This is a genomic window from Streptomyces sp. NPDC031210 (genome assembly GCF_055570395.1).
Genome location: NZ_JBVIHH010000004.1, coordinates 108,236 through 129,153 on the forward strand (window position 1 = coordinate 108,236; position 20,918 = coordinate 129,153).

Below are 20,918 nucleotides of genomic sequence, written 5' to 3' on the forward strand. Positions count from 1 at the left end.
TTGAGGCTACGGGGGAGAGCGCGGGTCAAGCGGTGCGCCAGTTCTCCGCGAGGTCGCCCCACAGGTGGGCGGCGGTCTCGACGCCCTTCATCAGCAAGTCGAGTTCGACCTTCTCGTTCGGGGCGTGCCAGCCGTCGGAGGGGATGGAGATGCCGAGGAACAGCACCGGCACGCCGAGCACGTCCTGGAGGTCGGCCGCGGGGCCGGATCCGCCTTCGCGGGTGAAGCGGATCTTCTGGCCGAAGGCCCGTCCCATGGCCCGGACGACGGACTGGAGCGCGGGGTGGTCGAGCGGGGTGAGGCAGGGGCGGGTGGCGCCCCAGAAGGTGATGTCGTGGCGGATGCCGGCCGGGAGGCCGGCCGCGACCCAGTCGCGGACGGACCGCTGCACGGCCTGCGGGTCCTGGCCGGCGACCAGGCGGAAGGAGAGTTTGAGCTGGGCGGTGGACGGCACGACGGTCTTGCCGCCGGGGCCTTGGTAGCCGCCGCCGATGCCGTTGACCTCGGCGGTGGGGCGGGCCCAGAGGCGTTCGAGGGTGGTGCTGCCGGCCTCGCCCAGGGTGGCGTGGGAGCGGGCGGTGCGCAGCCACTCTGCTTCGTCGAAGGGCAGCTCGGCGAAGAGTTCCCGTTCGCGGTCGGTGAGCTCGATCACGCCGTCGTAGAAGCCGGGGATGGCGACGCGCCGGTCGGTGTCGTGCAGGGCGGCGACGAGCCGGGCGGCTTCGGTGGCGGGGTTGGGCACGGCGCCGCCGAAGGAGCCGGAGTGGATGTCCTGGTCGGGGCCGTAGAGGTCGATCTGGCAGTCGGTCAGGCCGCGCATGCCGGTGCAGACCGTCGGGGTGTCCTTCGACCACATGCCGGTGTCGGAGACGATCACCGCGTCGCAGGCCAGGCGGTCGGCGTGCTTCTCGATCAGGGCGGGGAAGTGGGGCGAGCCGGATTCCTCTTCGCCTTCGATGAGCAGCTTGAGGTTGACGGCGGGGGTGGTGCGGCCGGTGGCGGCGAGGTGCGCGCGGACGCCGAGGGTGTGGAAGAACACCTGGCCCTTGTCGTCGGCGGCGCCGCGAGCGTAGAGCTTGCCGTCGAGGGTCTGCGGCTCGAAGGGGTCGGTGTGCCAGCCGTCCTCGCGGGCCGCGGGCTGCACGTCGTGGTGACCGTAGACGAGCACGGTCGGCGCGGCGGGGTCCCCGGAGGGCCATTCGGCGAATACGGCGGGCAGGCCGTCGGTTTCCCAGATCTCGGTGGTCGGGAAGCCGGTCTCGGCGAGTTTCGCGGCCAGCCATTGGGCGCTGCGGCGCACGTCGGAGGCGCGACCCGGGTCGGCCGAAACGGAGGGGATGCGCAGCCAGTCGGCGAGGTCGTCGAGGAATGCCTCGCGGTGGCCGGCGATGTACGCGCGGACGGCGCTGTCCGGGGTGGTGCTCATACGGCCGAGCCTATCGGCCTTCGGGGGGTGCGCCGTCGGCGGTCTCACCGAGCAGGATGCGTTCGAGTCCGGCCCGGCCGGGCAGTCGGGCGGGCCGCACGATTTCGCCGGTGCGGACGTAGAGGAAGGCGGCGCCGACGGCGGAGGGGGGCAGGCCGTGGCGTTCGGCCCAGGCGAGGCGGTAGATGGCCAACTGGAGCGGGTCGGCGCCGGTGGTGCGGCCGGTTTTCCAGTCGATGATCTCGAAGCGGTGGCCGTCGGGGCCGGGTTCCTTGTAGACGGCGTCGATCCGGCCGCGGATGACGCGTCCGGCGAGGGTGAGCTGGAAGGGGGCTTCGACGCGGAAGGGGGTGCGGTGGGCGTAGGGCGTGCGGGCGAAGGCTTCCTTGAGGGCTTCGAGGTCGCGTTCGTCGACGATCTCGGCGTCTTCGCCGGGGCCGTCGGGCTCGGCGCCGGGCAGCTCGTCCGGGCCGATGAGCGGGAGGGTGAGTTCCTCGAAACGGGATTCGACCCAGGCGTGGAAACGGGTGCCGCGACGGGCGGCGGGCTGGGGCGGACGGGGCATGGGGCGGGCCAGCTCGCGGGCGAAGCCGTCGGGGTCCGCGGCGAGGCGGAGCAGTTGGGTGGCGGTGAGGGAGGCCGGGAGCGGGACGTCGCGCACGGTGGCGCGGGACCGCCGCAGTTCGGCGGCGAGCGTGTCGAGGTCGCGGTCCCAGGAACCGACGGTGCGGCGTTCCTCGGGGAGGAGGGCGAGAGGGGTGGTGTCGTGGGTGTGGTCGGCGTCGTGGGTGTGGTGGGTGTGGTGGGTGTGGCCGGTGTTGTCAGTGGGGCCCGTGGGGTTGAGGGGGCTTGTGGGGCTGAGGGGGTCCGTGGGGCCGAGAGGCACGGCCCGGCCGGCCGACGGATCGGCTGTCGGGGCGGTGGACGGGTCGCCGAACGGGTCGCCGGACGGATCCGCCGGCGGGTCTGCGGGCGGGCCGGGAGGGGCGGAGCGCTGGGCGACGATGTGGAGGCGGGGGGCGGCGGGCGTGTCGGCAGAGGCGAGGTTGGCGCGTGTGGTGGGCCCGGGCGGCGCGGCCGAGGGCCCGGGGGACCAGCCGTCGCCGTACTCCGGCTCAGAGCCATCACCGAATTCCGGCTCCGGGGGCGAGTCCGTCTCCTGCTCCGGGCCCGGGCCCGGCTCGCCCTCGTCGTACGCCGCGTCCAGCGCTCCGTCGTAGGCCGCCTCCAAGTCGCCGTGGAACACCGCGGTCAGGTCGCGGTCGTACGCCGCGCCCAGGTCGCCGTCGTACGCAACGTCCAGCGCTCCGTCGTACGCCGCGTCCAGGTCGTCCTCCGGGGGCGGGGGCCAGTCCGGGTCGTGGGCGAACAGGGGGGACTCGGGGGCGGAGGGGGTGGAGGGGGTGGAGGGCTCGTCCGGGAGGGAGGTGGGGCGGCGATGGTGGGCGAGGTGGGCTCGGACGGTGGCGGCCGCGGCGCGGCGGCGGGCGGTGGCGGTGGGGTCGAGCGGGAGGGGCCATGCCTGTTCGGTGGCGGCCTCGGCCAGGGCGGGGTTTTCCGCGCCGTCCTCGGGGGCGTCGGCCCAGGCCTCGATCTCGCCGTGGCCCGCTTCGCAGTGGACGCGCAGGGCGTCGAGGAAGGCGGAGGGGCCTCGGGGACGCTTCTGGTTGGGGCCCCACCAGTGGCCGGAGCCGAGCAGCAGGGAGCGGGGGCGGGTGAAGGTGACGTAGCCGAGGCGGAGCTCTTCGGTCTCCTGGTGGTGCTTCATCGCCTCCTTGAAATCCTTCAGGCCGCGGCTCGACCATTCCTCGACGTCGGGGAGGGTGGCCGCGTCGCCGCGCAGGCCGTGCGGCAGGACCTTGGGCTGGGTGATCCAGGACTCTCGGGACTGCTCGCTGGGGAACTGCTTGGCGACCAGGCCCGGCACCGCGACGACATCCCATTCCAGGCCCTTGGATTTGTGGGCCGTCATGACCTTTACGGTGTTGTCGCCGCCGGGAAGCGAGGTGTCGAGGCCCTTTTCGTGCCGGGCGGCGGTGCGCAGGAAGCCGAGGAAGGCCAGGAGGGTGGCGTCGCCGTCGAGGGCCGCGCCGCCTTGTTTGGAGGCGAAGCCGGCGGCGATGTCCAGGAAGGTGCCGAGGGTTTCGCGGCGGCGCGCGGCGAGGGCGTGCGGCGAGGCGGACAGCTCGACTTCGAGGCCGGTGGCGGCCAGGACCCGGTGGAGTACGTCCATGAGGGGGTCGCCGAGGGAGCGCCGCAGGTCGCGCAGCTCGGTGGCGAGGTAGGCGAAGCGGACGCGGGCCTCGGCGGAGAAGGGCAGGCCGTCGTCGGGGCCGTCGGCCTCCAGGAAGGTGTCCAGCGCGTCGGCGAGGGAGAGGGTTTCGGCCGGGTCGACGCCTTCGACGGCTTCGGCGAGCCGCTGCTGGGGGTCGTCGGACGGGGCGGCGTGGTGGTGGACGAGGGTGCGGGCGCGGCGGCCGAGGAGGGCGAGGTCGCGGGGGCCGATGCGCCAGCGCGGTCCGACCAGGAGGCGGACGAGGGAGGCGTTGGCGGTGGGGTCCTGGAGGACTTCGCAGACGGCGACGAGGTCGGCGACTTCGGGCAGGTGGAGCAGGCCGGACAGGCCGACGACCTCGACGGGGACGTCGCGGGCGACCAGTTCGCCCTGGATCCGGGCGAAGTCACCGGCCGTACGGCACAGGACGGCGATCTCACCGGATGGGGTGCCGGTGCGGACCAGGTGGGCGAGGGAGTCGGCGAGCCAGGCCAGCTCTTCGGCGTGGGTGGGCAGCAGGGCGCAGCGCACCGTGCCGTCGCGTTCGGCGCCGGGGGCGGGCCGGAGCGCCTCGACGCCGGCGTGCATCTGGCGCAGGGGGGCGGCGAGACCGTTGGCGAGGTCGAGGAGGCGGCCGCCGCTGCGGCGGTTCTCGCTGAGGGCGAAGCGGCGGGCGGGGGTGCCGTCGGCGAACGGAAAGTGGTCGGGGAAGTCGTCGAGGTTGGCGACGGAAGCGCCGCGCCAGCCGTAGATGGCTTGGCAGGGGTCGCCGACGGCGGTGACGGCGTGGCCGGTGCCGGCGCCGAAGAGGCCGGACAGGAGCAGGCGCTGGGCGACGGAGGTGTCTTGGTATTCGTCCAGGAGGACGACGCGGAATTCCTCGCGCAGGAGGCGGCCGACGTCGGGGCGGGTGGTGGCGAGGGTCGCGGAGAGGGCGATCTGGTCGCCGAAGTCGAGGAGGTCGCGGCGGCGCTTCTCGGCGCGGTAGGTGGCGACGAGGTCGAGGAGTTCCAGGCGGCCGCGGGCGGTGTCGGGGACTTTGCGCAGGTCGGCGTTGGTGAGCCGGACGCCGTCGAGGGTGGTGAGGAGGGCGTGGTCGTGGTCGCGGAGCCGGGTGGGGTCGACGAGGTGCTCGGCGAGTTCGCCGTCGAGGGCGAGGAGGTCCTCCACGAGGGAGGGCAGGGAGGTGGTGAGGGCCGGGTAGGGGCCGGGGGCGGCTCGCAGGACGCGGGCGGCGAGCTGGAAGCGGGTGGCATCGGCCAGGAGGCGGGCGCTGGGTTCGAGGCCGATGCGCAGGCCGTGGTCCTTCAGGAGCTGTCCGGCGAAGGCGTGGTAGGTGGAGATCCGGGGCTCGCCGGGGGGTGTGTCCGCGCCCGGGCCGGGGCCGGAGGCGGCGTCGGGGAAGGGCTCGGGGTCGGTGACGCCCGCGGCGAGGAGGGCCGCGCGGACGCGTTCGGCCAGCTCGCCAGCCGCCTTGTTGGTGAACGTCAGCCCGAGGACCTGTTCGGGTGCCACCTGGCCGGTGCCCACCAGCCAGACGACGCGCGCGGCCATCACCGTCGTCTTGCCCGATCCGGCGCCGGCCACGATGACCTGCGGGGCGGGCGGCGCGGTGACGCACGCCATCTGCTCCGGGGTGAACGGGACGCCGAGGAGCTCCTTGAGCTGCTCGGGGTCGGTGAGATGCGCGGACACATCGGAAACCGTAACGGGCGGCACCGACAATCGACGCCGGGCGGTGCGGGGGCCCGGCGGCGGCCCGTCCCGCGGGCGCCGCGACGTGCCGGCCGTCACACCGCCGCGTACCGGCCGTCACTCCACGATGTGCCGGCCCTCCGGCTGGGCACTGCACGAAGCGCGGAAGGCGCAGTGGGTGCAGTGGGTTCCGGTGGTGGGGGTGAAGCGCTCCTCCAGGACCCGGCCGGCGGCGGTCGCGAGGAGGTCGCCGACCCACTCCCCCTCCAGCGGCTCCTGGGCCTGAACCGCGGGCAGCGCGTCGCCGCCTTCCTTGCGGGGCGCCCCCAGGCGCAGATGGACCAGCTCCGCGCCGCCCGGTTCCGGGGTGCGCCCGTCGAAGGCGTCGTCGACGGCGCCCTCGCGGACGGCGAGCTGGTAGACGGCGAGCTGGGGGTGACGGGCGACTTCCGGGCCGGTCGGCTTCTGCTTGCCGGTTTTGAAGTCGACGACGTAGGCCCGCCCCTGGGCGTCCCGCTCGATGTGGTCCATGCTGCCGCGGATACGGACCTGGTAGGCGCCGGCTTCCAGCGTGACGTCGAACGGCTGCTCGGTGGCGACGGTGTCGCGGCCGCGGGCCTGGCGGTCCATGACGTGCCAGCGCAGGAAGCGTTCCAGGGCGGCGCGCGCGTTGTCCTTCTCCTGGCGGGATTTCCAGGGGGCGTCGAAGGCGAGGGCGTCCCATACGGAGTCCAGGCGTTCCATCAGGACGGTGAGGTCGGCGGGGGTGCGGCCGGAGGCGACCTCGTCGGCGAGCACGTGGACGACGTTGCCGAAGCCCTGCGCGGCGGTGGCGGGCGCGTCGGCCTTGACCTCGCGGCCCAGGAACCACTGGAGGGAGCAGGTGCGGGCCAGTTGGTCGAGGGCGCTTCCGGAGAGGACCACGGGCCGGTCGCGGTCGCGCAGCGGGACGGCGCTGTGGGTGGGCTCGTACAGGCCCCACCAGTTGTCGGGGTGGGCGGCGGGCACCAGCGGCTTGTCGTCCTCGTCGTGCAGGGCGGCGAGTTTCGCCAGCCGCTCGGCGGCGGCCGCGCGCAGGGCGGGGGTGGCCGCCGGGTCGACGGTGGTGGCGCGCAGCTCGGCGACCAGCGCGGCGACGGACAGGGGGCGGCGGGGGCGGCCGGTGACGTCCTGGGGCTCGACGCCGAGTTCGCTCAGGAAGCGGGAGGGTTGGTCGCCGTCGTCGGCGGCGGCCTTGACGGCGGTGACGACGAGGCGTTCACGGGCGCGGGTGGCGGCCACATAGAACAGCCGGCGTTCCTCGGCGAGGAGGGCGCCGGGCGTGAGCGGTTCGGCCAGGCCGTCCCGGCCGATCCGGTCGGCTTCCAGGAGGGAGCCGCGCCGGCGAAGGTCAGGCCACAGGCCCTCCTGTACTCCCGCGACGACCACGAGCCGCCATTCCAGGCCCTTGGAGCGGTGCGCGGTCATCAGGCGTACGGCGTCGGGGCGGACGGCGCGGCGGGTGAGGGTGTCGGCGGCGATGTCCTGGGCGTCGATCTCTTCGAGGAAGTTGAGGGCGCCGCGGCCACCGGTGCGCTCCTCCGCGCGGGCCGCGGTCTCGAAGAGGGCGACGACGGCGTCGAGGTCGCGGTCGGCGTTGCGGCCCGCGGCGCCGCCGCGGCGGGCGGCGCGTTCCAGGCGCTGCGGCCAGGGGGTGCCGTCCCACAGTTCCCACAGGGCCTGTTCGGCGGTGCCGCCGCCGGCGAGGAGTTCGCGGGCCTTGCGCAGCAGCAGGCCCAGCCGCTGGACGCCCCGGGCGTACGCGGGGTCGTGCGCGACCAGGCGCTCCGGTTCGGCGAGGGCCTGGGCGATCAGTTCGTCGGAGGGCCGGGGCATGGTGCGTCCGGCGGCCCGCTCCTCCTCACGCAGCGCGCGGCCCAGGCGCCGCAGGTCGGCGGAGTCCATGCCGCCGAGGGGGGAGGTGAGCAGCTCTACGGCGGTCTCGGTGTCGATCTCTTGGAGGGTGGCCGGGGCGCCGGGGGCCGTCGCGTCGTCGGGCGTGGGGGCCGGAGCGGGGGTGTCCCCGTCGGTGCTGTCGGGGTCGGGGCAGTCGACGCCCGGTTCGCGGCCCTCCGTGTCCGAAGCCGCCCCGGCGGTCCCAGCGAGCCCGACAGCCCCCGCGGCCTCAGCCCCCGGTGCCGTCGCCGGTGCCGTCGCCGGTGCCGCCCCTGCTGCCGTCCCCGTCGTCGTCCGTACCGCCGCACCCGCTGCCACGCGGAGGGCGGCCAGAAGCGGGGCCACGGCCGGTTCGTGGCGGAGCGGCAGGTCGTCGCCGTCGATGTCGAGCGGTACGCCGGCGGAGGTCAGCGCGCGGCGTACGGCGGGCAGCGAGCGGCCGCCGGCGCGCACCAGGACGGCCATCTCGCCCCAGGGCACGCCGTCCTCCAGGTGGGCGCGCCGCAGGAGGTCGGCGATGTTGTCCAGCTCGGCGCCCGCGGTGGGGTAGGTGTACGCCTCGACGCGGCCGCCGTCCCGTACGGGTGCCAGCTCGCGGTGGGCGCGGACGGCCCGCGCCGGCAGGCGGGTGAGCGGCATCCGGCGGGTGAGCAGCCGGGTGGCCGCCAGGAGGGCGGCGCCCGAGCGCCGGGAGGTGCCCAGGACGTGCACCGGGGCGGGGGTGCCGTCGGCGCGCGGGAACGCCTGGGGGAAGTCGAGGATGCCGTTGATGTCGGCGCCCCGGAAGGCGTAGATCGACTGGTCGGGGTCGCCGAAGGCGACGAGGGTGCGGCCCGGGCTGCCCGGTGCGCCCGCCACGCGTCCGTTGCCGGCCAGGGCCCGCAGCAGCCGTACCTGGGCGGCGTCGGTGTCCTGGTACTCGTCCACGTAGACCGCGTCGTATGCGCCGGCCAGTTCGGTGGCCACGTCGCCGCGTTCGGCGAGGAGGACGGCGCGGTGCACCAGTTCGGCGTAGTCCAGGACGCCCTGGGCGTCGAGGACGTCGAGGTATTCGGCGAGGAAGGCGGCCGCGGCGCCCCAGTCGGGCCGTCCGGTGCGCCGTGCGAAGGCGGCGAGGGCGTCCGGGCCCAGGCCCAGTTCGCGGCTGCGGGCCAGGACGGCGCGGACCTCGTCGGCGAAGCCGCGGGTCGTCAGGCAGGCCCGCAGGTCGTCGGGCCAACTGACCTGGGCGCGGCCGGCGGCCGCCAGCTCGGCCTGTCCTTCGAGCAGCTCGCGGACGACGAGGTCCTGTTCGGGGCCGGAAAGCAGGCGCAGCGGGTCGGCGAAGAGGTCGGCGTCCTGGTGGGCGCGGACCAGGGCATAACAGAAGGAGTGGAAGGTCGTGGCCTGGGGGACGGCGGGCCGCGGGCCGCTGCCACCTCTCCCGTCTCCCCCGTCTCTCCCGCCTGCCGGGCCTTCCGGAGTGCCCAGGCGGGCCGCCAGGCGGTCGCGGAGCTCGACCGCGGCTTTGCGGCTGAAGGTGAGGACCAGGATCCGCTCGGGGTCGCCGCCGGCGCGCACCCGGCGTACCACCGACTCGACGAGGGTCGTGGTCTTCCCGGTGCCGGGCCCGGCCAGGACGAGCAGGGGGCCCTGCCGGTGGTCAACCACGGCGCGCTGTGCCGCGTCCAAGACGGGAGCGCCCACCGGCCCGGGCGGGGTACGCACGAGGCGGTACGCGCCGGAGGCACCGCGCCGCGCCGCCCGGTGGGCCTGCGTCGGCGTGGTGGCCGAGAAGGAGGTGCTCACGTGGATCGCCGGTCCTGGTGGTGGTGCGGGTGGTGGAGCTGAGGGTGATGCGGGTCGTGGTGGTTGTGGTGGTGCGGGGCGTGCTGCGGGCGGTGGAGCGCGTGAGGCCGCGGGCGCGGTTGCGGCTCCGGCCGAGATCGGGGTCGCGCTCCTCGTTGTGCGTACCCGCCGCCGCGGCGGTGCCCGACGCTACGCCAGGCGGCGCGCGGCCCGCAGCACGTCCCACCCATGGAGAAGCACGCGCCCGGCCCGCAAGGCTACGCGGGCGAGCGATGCTGGGAGATGTGCTGGACGTTGTGCCGCCGATCGTGCTGGACGTTGCGCCGCCGATCGGCCGGCTCTCAGGTGCGCTCCCGGGTGCCCGGGGGCCGTTCGTCATGCGTGCCGCCGCCGTGCGTGCCGTCGTGATGCGTGCCGTCGCCGCGCGGCCCGGCGTCGTACGAGCCGCCGTCCCGCGCTCCCTCGTCCCACGCCCCGCCGTCATCCGCCCCGCCACCTCCGCCCTCCCGACCGTCCCATCGAGCCCGCCGCATATCGAGCCGCGGTATATGGCCCTCGGCGGCCCGGGACGCGAGGCGCAGGGGCGTGCCCTCTTCGCGGTAGTGGGCGAGCGCACGCTGTTCGCTGCCGGGCAGCAGCGTGCCGTCCGCGCGGACGACCCGCCACCAGGGCACCGCGCCGCCGTAGAGCGCCATCACGCGCCCCACCTGGCGCGGGCCTCCCTCGTCGAGCCACTCCGCGACGTCGCCGTAGGTCATCACGCGGCCGGCCGGGATCAGTTCGGCGACGGCCAGCACCCGCTCGGCGTACTCGGGCAGAGCGGCGTACTCGGGCAGAACGCCGCACCCGGCCTGCTCGACGGCACCGGACGCGCCGGAGACACCGGAGACACCGGAGGCCGCTCCCGCCGCCTCCGCCGCCCCTGCTGTCTCCGCCGCCGGCCTGGTCTCCGCCGCGTCCCGGGTCCCACTCATTCGGTCGGTCCCACTCATTCGGTCCATCCTGCCGCACCCCACCGACAACGGCTTCCGGCCACCGGCGCGGCAGCGGCTTCGGCGCCCTCCGGGGGCCGTGCCACCAGGGGCGGTCGGCCGCGCGCGGCAGCGGACGTTCCGCTCCCCGCGTCCCCGAAATGCACCCTGATGCCCTCCTCCACCGGTCGGCCGTGCCACCATCTTCCGGACGGTGACTGGTGATACGAGATCAAGAAGAGACGGCTGAGCAGCAGGGTGCGGTGCCTCCACGGGAGGCGGGCGCCCCTGAGGCGTTGGCCGGCGACGCGCGCGGCGGCGCTCCGGAGACGACCGCACGGACCGGGCGATCACAGGAGCGGCGGGCGGCGCGACAGGGGAAGCACCAACGGGAGTCGGCCACGGCTTCCGCTACCGAAAAGGCGAGCACGATCGAGAAGGCCGAACGACCCGAGGCGTCCGAGAGGCCGGAAGGGCCCACGGAGCCCGAGCCACGCGAGCGGCAGGAGGAGGACGAGGACCGGCAGCAGGAGCGGCGGCAGCCCCCGTCCCCGGAGCAGGAGCAGCAGCCCCGATCCCCGGAGCACCAGCGCGAGCCGGACGCGGCCGCTGCCGGTCCCGTCGGTGGCGCGCCCCGCACCGGCGCGCCCCGGACCGGCTCGCACCGCGAGGACCTGGCGCCCGACGGCTGCGGCGAGTTCCACGTCGACCGGGTCTCCGGTGACGAGCCGCTGCTGCCCGCCCGCGTGCACCGCCCCGCCGACCTGCTCCGGCTGCTGCTCGGCATCGCGGGGATCGCGCTGGTCCTGGCGCTGGCCACGTTCGCCCACGGCACCACCCAGGGCCTGGCGAACGACATCGGCAAGGGCGCGGGGGCCACGCCCCGGCTGCTGATCAACGTCGCGGGTCTGACGTCCAGCGTCGCGGTGCTGATCGTGCCGGTGGCGTTCGCCGTCGAGCGGCTGATCAAGCGGGACGGGCTGCGGATCGCCGACGGTGTGCTCGCGGCGGTCCTGGCACACGGCGTGTCGCTGGCCACCGATCTGTGGGTCGCGGAGGCGGCGCCCGCCTCCATCCGGGTGGCGCTGACCCGCCCGCTGGAGAACGGCGCGCTGTCCGCGCCCGTCCACAGCTATCTCGCGCCGGTCATCGCCTATATGACGGCGGTGGGCATGTCGCGGCGCCCGCGCTGGCGGGTCGCGATGTGGGGCGTGCTGCTGCTGGACGCGTTCGCGGTACTCGTCGGGCGGTACACCACCCCCTTCGCGATCGTCACCACCGTGCTGATCGGCTGGACCGTCGCGTTCGGCACGCTCTACGCCGTCGGCTCCCCCAACGTCCGCCCCACCGGCCAGAACCTCCTGGCGAGGCTGCGGCGGGTCGGTTTCCACCCGGTCAGCGCGATGCGCGCCGAGGACGCCGAGCACGCCGACGCCACCCACCCCGACCACACCGACCGGGGCCGCCGCTACATCGTCACGCTGGAGGACGGCCCGCCCATCGACGTCACCGTCGTCGACCGCGAGCAGCAGGCGCAGGGCTTCTTCTACCGCGTGTGGCGGCGGCTGTCGCTGCGCGGCATCAACCAGCGGCGCAGTCTGCAGTCGCTGCGGCAGGCCCTGGAGCAGGAGGCCCTGCTCGCGTACGCGGCCATCGCGGCCGGAGCGCGGGCCCCGAAGCTGATCGCGACCTCCGAGCTCGGGCCGGACGCGGTGATGCTGGTGTACGAGCACGTCGGCGGGCGGACGCTGGACTCGCTGGCCGACAAGGAGATCACCGACCCGCTGATGCACAGTGCCTGGCAGCAGGTCAGGGCGTTGCAGTCGCGGCGGATCGCGCACCGCCGGCTGGTCGGCGACGCCCTCTTGGTGGATCGTTCCGGCAACATCGTTCTGACGGAGCTGCGCGGCGGGGAGATCGCGGCGGGTGACCTGGTGCTGCGGATGGACGTCGCCCAGTTGCTGACGACGTTCGGGCTGCGGGTCGGGGCGGAGCGGGCGGTCGCCGCGGCGGTCGAGGTGCTGGGCCCGGACGCGGTCGCGGACAGCCTGCCGCTGTTGCAGCCGATCGCGCTGAGCCGCACCACCCGCGCGACGCTGCGGCAACTGGCGCGGGAGCGCTCCAAGCGGGAGCGGGAGGCGGTGCTGGCGGCGTCGGAGGCCGCCAAGGAGGCGCGGGAGGCGCTGGCGGCGGCGGGTCCCAAGGACCGCAAGACGCTGCGGGCGGAGAAGAACGCCGAGAAGAACGCCGAGAAGCGGGCGCTGGACGAGGCGACGGCGGAGGCCCGCGAGGAGGATCTGCTCTCCCAGATCCGGCAGCAGGTGCTGCTGATCCGTCCGACGGCGGTGATCGAACCGGCGCGTCTGGAGCGGCTCAGTCCGCGCATCCTGATCAGTTGGATCGCCGGCGCGTTCGCGGTGTATCTGCTGCTCTCGCAGCTCACCGACTTCAACCTCGGTGATGTGATCAGCGAGGCGCAGTGGGTGTGGGTGCTGGTGGCGATGTTCTTCTCGGCGCTGACGTACATCGCGGCGGCGATGAGCCTGCTGGGCTTCGTCACCGAGAAGGTGTCGTTCGTGCGGACGGTCATCGCGCAGATCGCGGGCAACTTCGTGAAGCTGGTGGCGCCCGCGGCGATCGGCGGGGTGGCGCTCAACACCCGCTTCCTCCAGCGGGCCGGGGTGCGCCCGGGGCTGGCGGTGGCCAGTGTCGGCGCCTCGCAGCTCTTCGGGCTGGGTAGTCACGTCCTGCTGCTGCTGACCTTCGGCTATCTGACGGGGACGGAACGGACGCCGCAGATCTCGCCGTCCCGTACGGTCATCGCCGGGCTGCTGACCGTGGCCGTACTGGTGCTGGTCGTCACGGCGGTGCCGGCGCTGCGCAAGTTCGTCTCGACGCGCGTGCGCTCGCTGTTCGCGGGGGTCGTGCCCCGGATGCTGGACATTCTTCAGCGGCCCCGAAAGCTGATCACCGGCATCGGCGGGATGCTGCTGCTGACGGCGGCGAACGTGATGTGCCTGGACGCGTCGATCCGGGCGTTCGGCGGCGGCGACCAGATCAGCTACGCCAGCATCGCGGTCGCCTTCCTGGCGGGCAACGCCCTGGGCTCGGCGGCACCGACACCGGGCGGCGTGGGCGCCGTGGAGGGCGCGCTGATCGGCGCCCTGACGTTCGCGGGCCTCACCGGCGACACGGCGTTCCCCGCGGTGCTGCTGTTCCGGTTGATGGTGTTCTGGCTCCCGGTACTCCCGGGCTGGCTGGCCTTCACGTACCTGACCCGCAAGGGCGAGATCTGACCTGACCCGCAAGGGCGAGATCAGAGCGGCCGCCGAACGAAAGGAGCACCTGTGCATCCCGAACTACCGGAGCTGGAACCGCTCGGCCCCGCGGACGCGATGCTGCGCCGGCAGAGCAGGCACTTCACTCACATCCTGTTCGGACTGGCTCTGCTGATGCCCTGGGTGTTCGTCTGTCTCTCCGTCGTCACGGGGACGCGAGTGTGGCTGGCCGTGTTGGACCTGGTCGCCGTGTACACCGGCCTGGTCGTCCGGACGTACGGCCGGCGGAAGGGCCGGCCGCGCCTCGTGACCTGGGGCAAGGTCGGCGCCGCGGGTTCGTTCGCGCTGTTTCTCGTGGTGGCGTCGCTCCTCCAGCACGCCTGACCCCCTGGCCCTTCGCGCCGCGCCGCGCATGCGACAGGGCGCCGGTCCGTGGTGGACCGGCGCCCTGTGAGGGGTGCGAGGGGTGATCAGTAGATCGGCTTCTCCGGCTCGACCGTGTTGACCCAGCCGATGACGCCGCCGCCGACGTGCACCGCGTCGGAGAAGCCCGCGGACTTCAGTACGGCGAGGACCTCGGCGGAGCGGACGCCCGTCTTGCAGTGCAGGACGATCTTCTTGTCCTGCGGCAGGTCCTGGAGGGCGGTGCCCATCAAGAACTCGTTCTTGGGGACCAGGCGGGCGCCGGGGATCGAGACGATCTCGTACTCGTTCGGCTCCCGGACATCGATGATGTCGATCTTCTCGTCGGCGTCGATCCACTCCTTGAGCTGCTTGGGAGTGATCGTCGAGCCGGCCGCCGCCTCCTGGGCCTCCTCGGACACGACGCCGCAGAAGGCTTCGTAGTCGATGAGCTCGGTGACGGTGGGGTTCTCGCCGCAGACCGCGCACTCGGGGTCCTTGCGGACCTTGACCTGGCGGTAGGTCATCTCCAGCGCGTCGTAGATCATCAGGCGGCCGACCAGCGGCTCGCCGATGCCCGCGAGCAGCTTGATGGCCTCGTTGACCTGGATGGAGCCGATCGAGGCGCAGAGCACGCCCAGCACGCCGCCCTCGGCGCAGGAGGGAACCATGCCCGGCGGCGGGGGCTCGGGGTACAGGCAGCGGTAGCAGGGACCGTGCTCGCTCCAGAACACCGACGCCTGGCCGTCGAAGCGGTAGATCGAGCCCCAGACGTACGGCTTGTTCAGCAGCACGCAGGCGTCGTTGACGAGATAGCGGGTGGCGAAGTTGTCCGTGCCGTCCACGATCAGGTCGTAGTCCGCGAAGATCTCCATGACGTTCGTGGAGTCCAGGCGCTCTTCGTGCAGGTTCACCGTGACGTACGGGTTGATGCCCAGCACGGAGTCCTTGGCGGACGCGGCCTTGGAGCGGCCGATGTCCGCCTGGCTGTGGATGATCTGGCGCTGGAGGTTGGACTCGTCGACCTCGTCGAACTCCACGATGCCCAGGGTGCCGACGCCGGCCGCGGCCAGATACATCAGCGCGGGCGAGCCCAGGCCGCCGGCGCCGACACACAGCACCTTGGCGTTCTTCAGCCGCTTCTGCCCGTCCATCCCGACATCCGGGATGATCAGGTGGCGGGAGTACCTGCGGACCTCGTCGACGGTGAGCTCAGTAGCTGGCTCGACCAGGGGTGGCAGCGACACGGATGACCTCAACAAGGGGTTGGTCGGTATCTCAGTACAGTTCTCAGTAACACTGCCACGCCCTTCTTCATTCCGAGACACCCGTTCCGATGCGCGAGACGAATTCGTCCCAGTAGCCGGGCAGCGACTCCCAGGCGTCTCCGCCCTGGTCACGGCGGTCGGTGAAGTACACCGTGCCGGCTCCCTGCCAGCGGGCGATGCGCAGCGCCTCCTCCAGATGCGTCCTGGGCACCCCGTGGACGAGGTGGCAGAACCGCTCGGGCGGGTAGTCGGCGGTCCACTCGGCCACCTGGGACCAGCGGTAGTCGACCCAGGGGCCCGCGAAGGTGACGAGCTGGTCGGCGGACTCGGCATAGCCGGGATACGGGTGGGAGCCGTGGCCGAAGACGACGTAGGCGTCGGCCAGGAGCGCCCGCAGGGTGGTGGCGATCCGCCGGATCTCGGGCAGCAGGGTCCGGTCCGTGGGACAGCGGTCCAGCCAGAAGCCGTCGACTTTGTACCACTCCAGGTAGCGGTGCGCGTCGGAGAGCAGCTCGGCGAAGGGGCGGGCGCCGTGCCGGGTGTCGAGGTGTCCCAGCAGGCGGACGCCGGTCTCGCGCAGCCGGGCGGCGGCGGGCATGCAGTGCGGGTCGGGGCGGGTGCCGGGGCCTCCGGGCCCGCCGGAGACGTTGAGCACCGCCCAGTGCACCGGCGCCACCGCGACGTAGCCGTGGCCGGAGCCGCCGCGGACGGTCCCGGAGGGCAGGACGAAGCCCTGGGAGCAGCGCAGCAGCTCGGCCCATTCGGTGGGCGCGAGGAGCGGATGGGCGAAGCCGGGGACGCCGACGCCGAGCGGTCCGGCGCCGGCCGGGGCACGGGTGGTGCCGGTGGGAGCGATCAGATGCGACATGCGGCCTCCATCCAGATGTCGGCGAGGGATTCCTCCAGACCGATCCGCGGCCGCCAGCCGAGCCGGTCGCGCGCGGTGCGCACGTCGGCCTGCTGCCAGGTGCCGCAGCCGTCCGGGTAGGGGTAGGTGGCGGGCGGGGTGCCCATCGGGTGTTCGGCGGACGGGCCGGGGATGACCAGCCGGGCGGGCGGGGAGTCCAGCTCGTGCAGGGAGCCGCCGAAGCCCGCGACCCGGGCCAGGACGGAGGCGGCCTCGCGCAGGCGTACGGCGCGGCCGGTGCCGATGTTCACCACCCCCTGCGCGGCGGAGAGGGAGGCGGCGTGCACGGCCCGCGCCACGTCGCGTACGTCGACGAAGTCGCGCTGGACGCCGAGGCCGCCGAGCTTGAGTTCGCTGTCGCCGTTCTGCATGGCGCGGCGCATCGCCTCGGCGAGCCGGCCCAGGGGCGAGCCGGCCGGGGTGCCGGGCCCGACCGGGGAGAAGACGCGCAGCACGACGGCGTCGAGGCCGGAGCCGAGGACGAGTTCGGTGGCGGCCAGTTTGCTGACGCCGTACGGTCCGCCGGGGCGCGGCACGGCGTCCTCGGCGGTGGAGGAGCCGGGCTGCGAGGGGCCGTACTCGGAGGCGCAGCCCAGGTGCACCAGGCGGGCACCGCAGCCGCTGCGGCGCAGCGATTCGCAGATGGTGGCCACCGCGACGGTGTTGTGGCGGGTCAGGTCGCGGGCACCGCCGCGGGTGGCGCCCGCGCAGTTGACGACGACGCCGGGGTGGACGGCGTCGAGGAAGCGGGTGAGCGCGCCCGGGCTGCCGGTGGCCAGGTCGAAGCGGACATCGGCGTCGTCGCCCCGCCCGAGGGCGGTGAGCTGGACGGCGGGGTCGGCGAGGAGACGGTCGGCGACGTAGCGGCCGAGATATCCGTTGGCTCCGATGAGCAGCACCCTCATCGTGCGACCCCCCGGTCCCCGTGGCGTGTGGTGCGGTGGACGTTCATCTCTGGCGCTCCTAAGGCGGATCGGTTCAGGTACGTCGGCTGCCGCCGCGGCGTCGGCGTCCGCGCCGGGGGCGCGGGCCATGTGGGGGGTGGGGTCCGCGGCGGAGCGGCCGGAGCGGCGGAGGCGGGGCGCCGCTCCGGGTGGGGTGCGTGGTGCGGGGGTCCGGAAGGGTGGCCGGACGGTGTGGGGTGCGTCACGGCCGGTCCGCCTCCGCCGCGGGTGCGTGCGCGCGGGCGCCGGTCAGGGCGCGCAGGCCGTGCGCGAGCAGGCCGAGGGCGGCGGCCGCGCAGGCCGTGGCGGGCACCGCGGCCGGTCCCAGCGTCGTGGTCAGCGCCTCGACGGGGCGGGCGAGGGCGGTCAGGCCCGGGAGGCGGGCGATGAGGACCGTGGCCACGGCGAACGCTTCGAGGGCGGCGGCCGCGGCGAGTCCGGTGGCCGCGGCGCCGGGGAAGCCGTGCACGGTCAGCAGCCGGGCGAGGAAGAGCAGGACGCCCAGCGCCGCGGTGGCCGCGCACGCCCGCACGTCCGCGCCCAGGAGGAAGCGGGCGGCGGCCAGCAGCGGCAGGAGGGTGGCGAGGAAGAGCAGGGTGGTGGTCACCAGCACGGGCCGCACCCGGGCGGCGAGTTCGCCCAGTCCGCGGCTGGCGGCCAGGCCGCGCCGGCCACGGACGGCGAACCGGTGCGCGCACCAGGCCGCCGGGGCGACGGCGAAGGCCAGCGCCACGGTCGTCGCGACGGCGGGGCGGGGGTGGGCGTACGGCAGGTCGGGGCCGCCGGTGAGGAGTTGGGTGAGCAGCCAGTCGCCGTAGACGGCGTAGCCGGTCGTCCAGCAGAGCCACAGGACCGTGGTGCGGGGGGCGGTGGAGGGGTGCGGGGCGCGCAGGGGGCCGGAGCGCACGGCCAGCCGCAGCGCGAGCGCGGTGAGGACGGCGCCGGCCAGGGCGGTACCGGGGCGGGCGAAGGGGGTGGCGGTGTCGGCGGCGGCCAGGGCGGCGAAGGTGGCGGTGCAGACGGCGCCGGGCAGCAGGTGCAGGGTCCCGCGCACCAGGCGGGAGGAGGGGGCGGGTTCGGGGGCGGGCTCGGCGCCGCGGTCCTGTTCGGCGCGCGGGACGCGGGCGTAGAGCTCTTCGGCCAGGGAGAAGACGTCGCGGTGCCGGAACCGGGCGGCGGTGCGGTCGGTGACGCCGTGGGCCTCCAGCCCGGCGGCGATCTCCAGGGCGTCGACGGCGCGTTCGCACAGGTCCCGGTGCCGGTGCATCAGGGCCTTCACGGGGTCGGCCGGGCCGCGGCGCGGGGGGCGCGGGGCGGGGGCCGTACGGGCGGGCGGGGGTGCGGCGGGGCCGGGCGTCCGGGGCGTGGTCATGCCTTCTGCCCTCCCTGCGCGGCGCCGGGGCGGGCGGGGGTCGGCGGGGTGCCCCGGCGTGGTGGACGGGCCCGGTGGCGGCCGGCCGGGTGGCCCGCCTGGGCTGCGGGCCGGGCTTCGGACCCGGCTCCGGACCGGGCTCCGGACCGGCCCGCGCCGCGTACGCCGCCCTCGGCGACGTCCGTCATGCCGGTCGCCATCGCCACACCCACCACACCCATCGCGCACACCACGTCCAGCACTTGTGCCAGCACCGTCAGGCCACTCCCTCTCGCCACATCCGCCATATCCGCCCTGTCCGCCTCGTCGCCGTCGTCTCGGCGCGGTCGCCCCGTCGCCGTCGGCACCCGTACGTCGGTGTCCGTCCGTCGTCGCCTCGCCGTCGCCGCCTCATCGCCCCCGCCTCCCGTTCCGTACGGCGGTCCCCGGGGACGTGGCGGTCCGCCGTCCGCGCCCGGCCGTCATCCGCCGGCTCCGTCGTGGGGCCGGGCGACGGGGGCCCCGGCACCGACGGCCACACCGGCCGCCCGACCGGCGCCCCACGCACGGCCGCCGCCGCGCGGTGCGCCGTCGCCGTCGGCCGGGTCCCGGGGCTCCCCGCCGTCACCGCCCGCCCGGCCCGCCTCGCCGCCGTAGGCACTCACCGGCTCGGCGCCGTACGCGCTCACCGGCTCGGCGCGCGCCGCCGCCGCCCCGTCCGCCGTCTCGCGCGGCACGGCGGCCCGGGCGGTGCGTACCGCCGCGTGTTCCGCTTCCGGGGTCGCCCAGCTCGGGGTGCGGCCGACCGCGAGGGCGGCGCGGGGGGCGGCCCAGCGGCCCGGGACGTGGGATTCGGCGGGGCGGGCGAAGGGCCGGGGCGCGCCGTCCGCGTCTTCCGGGCCGGGGCGGCCGGGGGCGTGGGAGATGAGTTCGAGGTAGATGCCACGAAATGCCGTGAGATTCTGCTCGACGGTGAACAGTTCGAGCGCCCGGGCCCGGGCCGCCGCGCCGAGCCGGGCACGGCGGTGAGGATCGTCCAGCAGCGCGCGGCAGGCGTCGGCCAGCGCGCGCGGATTGCGCGGCGGGACCACCAGGCCGGTGCCACCGATGACTTCGCAGACCGCGCCGACGTCGGTGGAGACGGTGGCTCGGCCGCAGAACATCGCCTCCACCAAGGTGCGCGGGAAGCCCTCCACCACGCTGGAGAGCACGACCACGCTGCCCGCGGCGTAGGCGTCCGCGAGGGTCGGCACCTCGGGAGAGCCGATCTCCTCGAAGCTGACCGGGTTGTCGCCGACGGTGCGCGCGTCGGCCGCCTCGTCGGGGAAGAGCTGGGCGGCCAGCGCCCGGCAGTGCGCGAGGTAGTCGGCCGCGTCGGGCGCGCGCCCGGGCCCGCCGATGATCCGCAAGGCGGCCTCCGGTTCGCTCCGGCGGATCTCCGCGAAGGCGTGCAGGAGGGCGACGAGGTCCTTGGCCGGTTCGACGTCGCCGACCCACACCAGGGTCTTGGAGTCGTCGGCCGCGGCGTCGGGGACCGCGGCGAAGCGGGCGGCGTCCATGCCCGGGTAGACCGTCCGCAGCCGGGCGCGGTCGGCGCCGCAGCGCTCCTGCCAGCGCCGGGCGTGGAGGTTGCCGGGGGTGATCAGCGCGGCCTGGGCGTAGGTCTCGGCGGCCAGCGCTCCCCGGAAGGCGGCCAGCAGGGCGCGCACCGGGGCACTGAGGGGGGTGGCGGCGCGCGCGAGGTAGTGCTCGCGCAGCCGTACGCCGTACTCGGTGACCAGGAGCGGGGTGCCGAAGAAGCGTTTGGCCAGCAGTCCCGGGAGGGCGGCCGCGCCGCCGGAGCCGGCGTGGCACAGGTCGACGGCGCCGAGGCCGTCGGTGTGGTCGTCGCCGTACCAGTCCAACGACAGCGGGCGCAGCGCGAGTTCCAGGTGTTCGGCGACCGTCAGCAGGTCGCTGACCTGGGCGCTCTGGACGGCGGGCAGGGCGCGGCGGCCGCGGCAGGTCCGCTCCAGGAGGCGTACGGCCTCCTCGGAGCGGAGCAGTGCGGGCAGTCCGCCGTCGGTGCGGGCCACTTCGGCGAGCCCGTAGAGACCGGCGGCGAAACGGTCCGCCTCAACGGCCCCGGGGCCCGCGGTGGGGTGCTGCCCGCCTGGGTGCGGTCGCTCCGCGGGGACGGTGGCGCAGGCCGCCGCGAGGTCGGCGAAGTGGGTGGCGAAGCGGCGCCGGGCGCGGCGTCCGGCGGCGCGGCCCCGCCGGTCGCCGGGCTGCCCGAGGTGTTCTTCGGGGAACGCGCCCCACAGGGGTGCGGTGCGCACCAGCCGTACGTGGGGCGGGAGTTCGGTCAGGCCGCGGCCTTCCTGGTGGGCGCCGGTGCTCAGGGCGTAGATCTGGAATTCGTGGCCGGTGAGCCCGCGCACGAGCCGGTCGCACCACCCGCGCGCCTCACCGGACGCGTATGGGTAGCCACCCTCGGTGAGTAGTCCTACGCGCATGAGTGCACCCCCGTCCTTGCCTGTCGGCGTCCGTGACGCGGCGGCCCGGCCGGTCGCCACCTGCAGGAAGAAGCTACGCAAAGGGGCCGGTGGGGGGGGGGGGGGGGGGGGGGGGGGGGGGGGGGGGGCGGGGGGGGGAGGGGGGGGGGTGGGGGGGGGGAGGGGGTGGGGTATGTTTCGCTT

At 74.9% G+C, this 20,918-nt stretch carries 12 protein-coding genes; 2 read left to right on the forward strand and 10 right to left on the reverse strand.

Going from position 1 to position 20,918, the window contains the following annotated elements; genetic code table 11:
• Positions 1 to 25: 25 nt before the first annotated feature.
• The 4 genes from ACZ45Z_RS10000 to ACZ45Z_RS10015 all read right to left on the reverse strand — a co-directional run bounded on the left by ACZ45Z_RS10000 (position 26) and on the right by ACZ45Z_RS10015 (position 10,093).
• Entirely contained in the window at positions 26 to 1,426 is a 1,401-nt protein-coding gene (locus ACZ45Z_RS10000) for a dipeptidase (RefSeq protein WP_468359004.1), read from the reverse strand.
• A gap of 10 nt (positions 1,427 to 1,436) precedes the next feature.
• Complete coding sequence (locus ACZ45Z_RS10005; protein ID WP_468359007.1) at positions 1,437 to 5,396, reverse strand: ATP-dependent helicase; 3,960 nt, start codon at positions 5,394 to 5,396, stop codon at positions 1,437 to 1,439.
• 117 nt (positions 5,397 to 5,513) lie between these two features.
• On the reverse strand, positions 5,514 to 9,119 hold the full coding sequence (locus ACZ45Z_RS10010) for an ATP-dependent helicase (RefSeq protein WP_468359010.1): 3,606 nt from the start codon (positions 9,117 to 9,119) through the stop codon (positions 5,514 to 5,516).
• Positions 9,120 to 9,460: 341 nt separating this feature from the next.
• Positions 9,461 to 10,093 (reverse strand): MGMT family protein, encoded by a 633-nt coding sequence (locus ACZ45Z_RS10015; protein WP_468359013.1) that lies wholly within the window; start codon positions 10,091 to 10,093, stop codon positions 9,461 to 9,463.
• A gap of 671 nt (positions 10,094 to 10,764) precedes the next feature.
• Here ACZ45Z_RS10015 and ACZ45Z_RS10020 point away from each other — a divergent pair.
• Together ACZ45Z_RS10020 and ACZ45Z_RS10025 are read left to right on the forward strand one after the other, a co-directional pair.
• Positions 10,765 to 13,386: a lysylphosphatidylglycerol synthase domain-containing protein gene (locus tag ACZ45Z_RS10020; RefSeq protein WP_468359774.1), complete on the forward strand. Its 2,622-nt coding sequence runs from the start codon at positions 10,765 to 10,767 to the stop codon at positions 13,384 to 13,386.
• A 51-nt stretch (positions 13,387 to 13,437) separates the two neighbouring features.
• The gene (locus ACZ45Z_RS10025) at positions 13,438 to 13,752 is read left to right on the forward strand and encodes a hypothetical protein (protein WP_468359016.1); all 315 of its coding nucleotides are present in this window, start codon (positions 13,438 to 13,440) and stop codon (positions 13,750 to 13,752) included.
• 86 nt (positions 13,753 to 13,838) lie between these two features.
• Here ACZ45Z_RS10025 and moeZ read toward each other — a convergent pair whose 3' ends face one another.
• The 6 genes from moeZ to ACZ45Z_RS10055 form a co-directional block, all read right to left on the reverse strand.
• Positions 13,839 to 15,017, reverse strand: a complete 1,179-nt coding sequence (moeZ, locus tag ACZ45Z_RS10030; protein WP_468359019.1) for an adenylyltransferase/sulfurtransferase MoeZ — start codon at positions 15,015 to 15,017, stop codon at positions 13,839 to 13,841.
• 67 nt (positions 15,018 to 15,084) lie between these two features.
• Positions 15,085 to 15,906, reverse strand: coding sequence for a spherulation-specific family 4 protein (locus tag ACZ45Z_RS10035; RefSeq protein ID WP_468359022.1), 822 nt, complete (start codon positions 15,904 to 15,906; stop codon positions 15,085 to 15,087).
• Entirely contained in the window at positions 15,894 to 16,850 is a 957-nt protein-coding gene (locus tag ACZ45Z_RS10040; protein ID WP_468359025.1) for an NAD-dependent epimerase/dehydratase family protein, read from the reverse strand. Before ACZ45Z_RS10040 ends, ACZ45Z_RS10035 begins: the two co-directional genes overlap by 13 nt.
• Positions 16,851 to 17,091: 241 nt before the next feature.
• The gene (locus ACZ45Z_RS10045; protein WP_468359028.1) at positions 17,092 to 18,261 is read right to left on the reverse strand and encodes a hypothetical protein; all 1,170 of its coding nucleotides are present in this window, start codon (positions 18,259 to 18,261) and stop codon (positions 17,092 to 17,094) included.
• The gene (locus ACZ45Z_RS10050) at positions 18,258 to 18,515 is read right to left on the reverse strand and encodes a hypothetical protein (protein ID WP_468359030.1); all 258 of its coding nucleotides are present in this window, start codon (positions 18,513 to 18,515) and stop codon (positions 18,258 to 18,260) included. The genes ACZ45Z_RS10045 and ACZ45Z_RS10050 overlap by 4 nt, the downstream gene beginning before the upstream one ends.
• Before the next feature lie 207 nt (positions 18,516 to 18,722).
• Positions 18,723 to 20,735: a DUF3492 domain-containing protein gene (locus tag ACZ45Z_RS10055; protein ID WP_468359033.1), complete on the reverse strand. Its 2,013-nt coding sequence runs from the start codon at positions 20,733 to 20,735 to the stop codon at positions 18,723 to 18,725.
• Between the last annotated feature and the right edge of the window lie 183 nt (positions 20,736 to 20,918).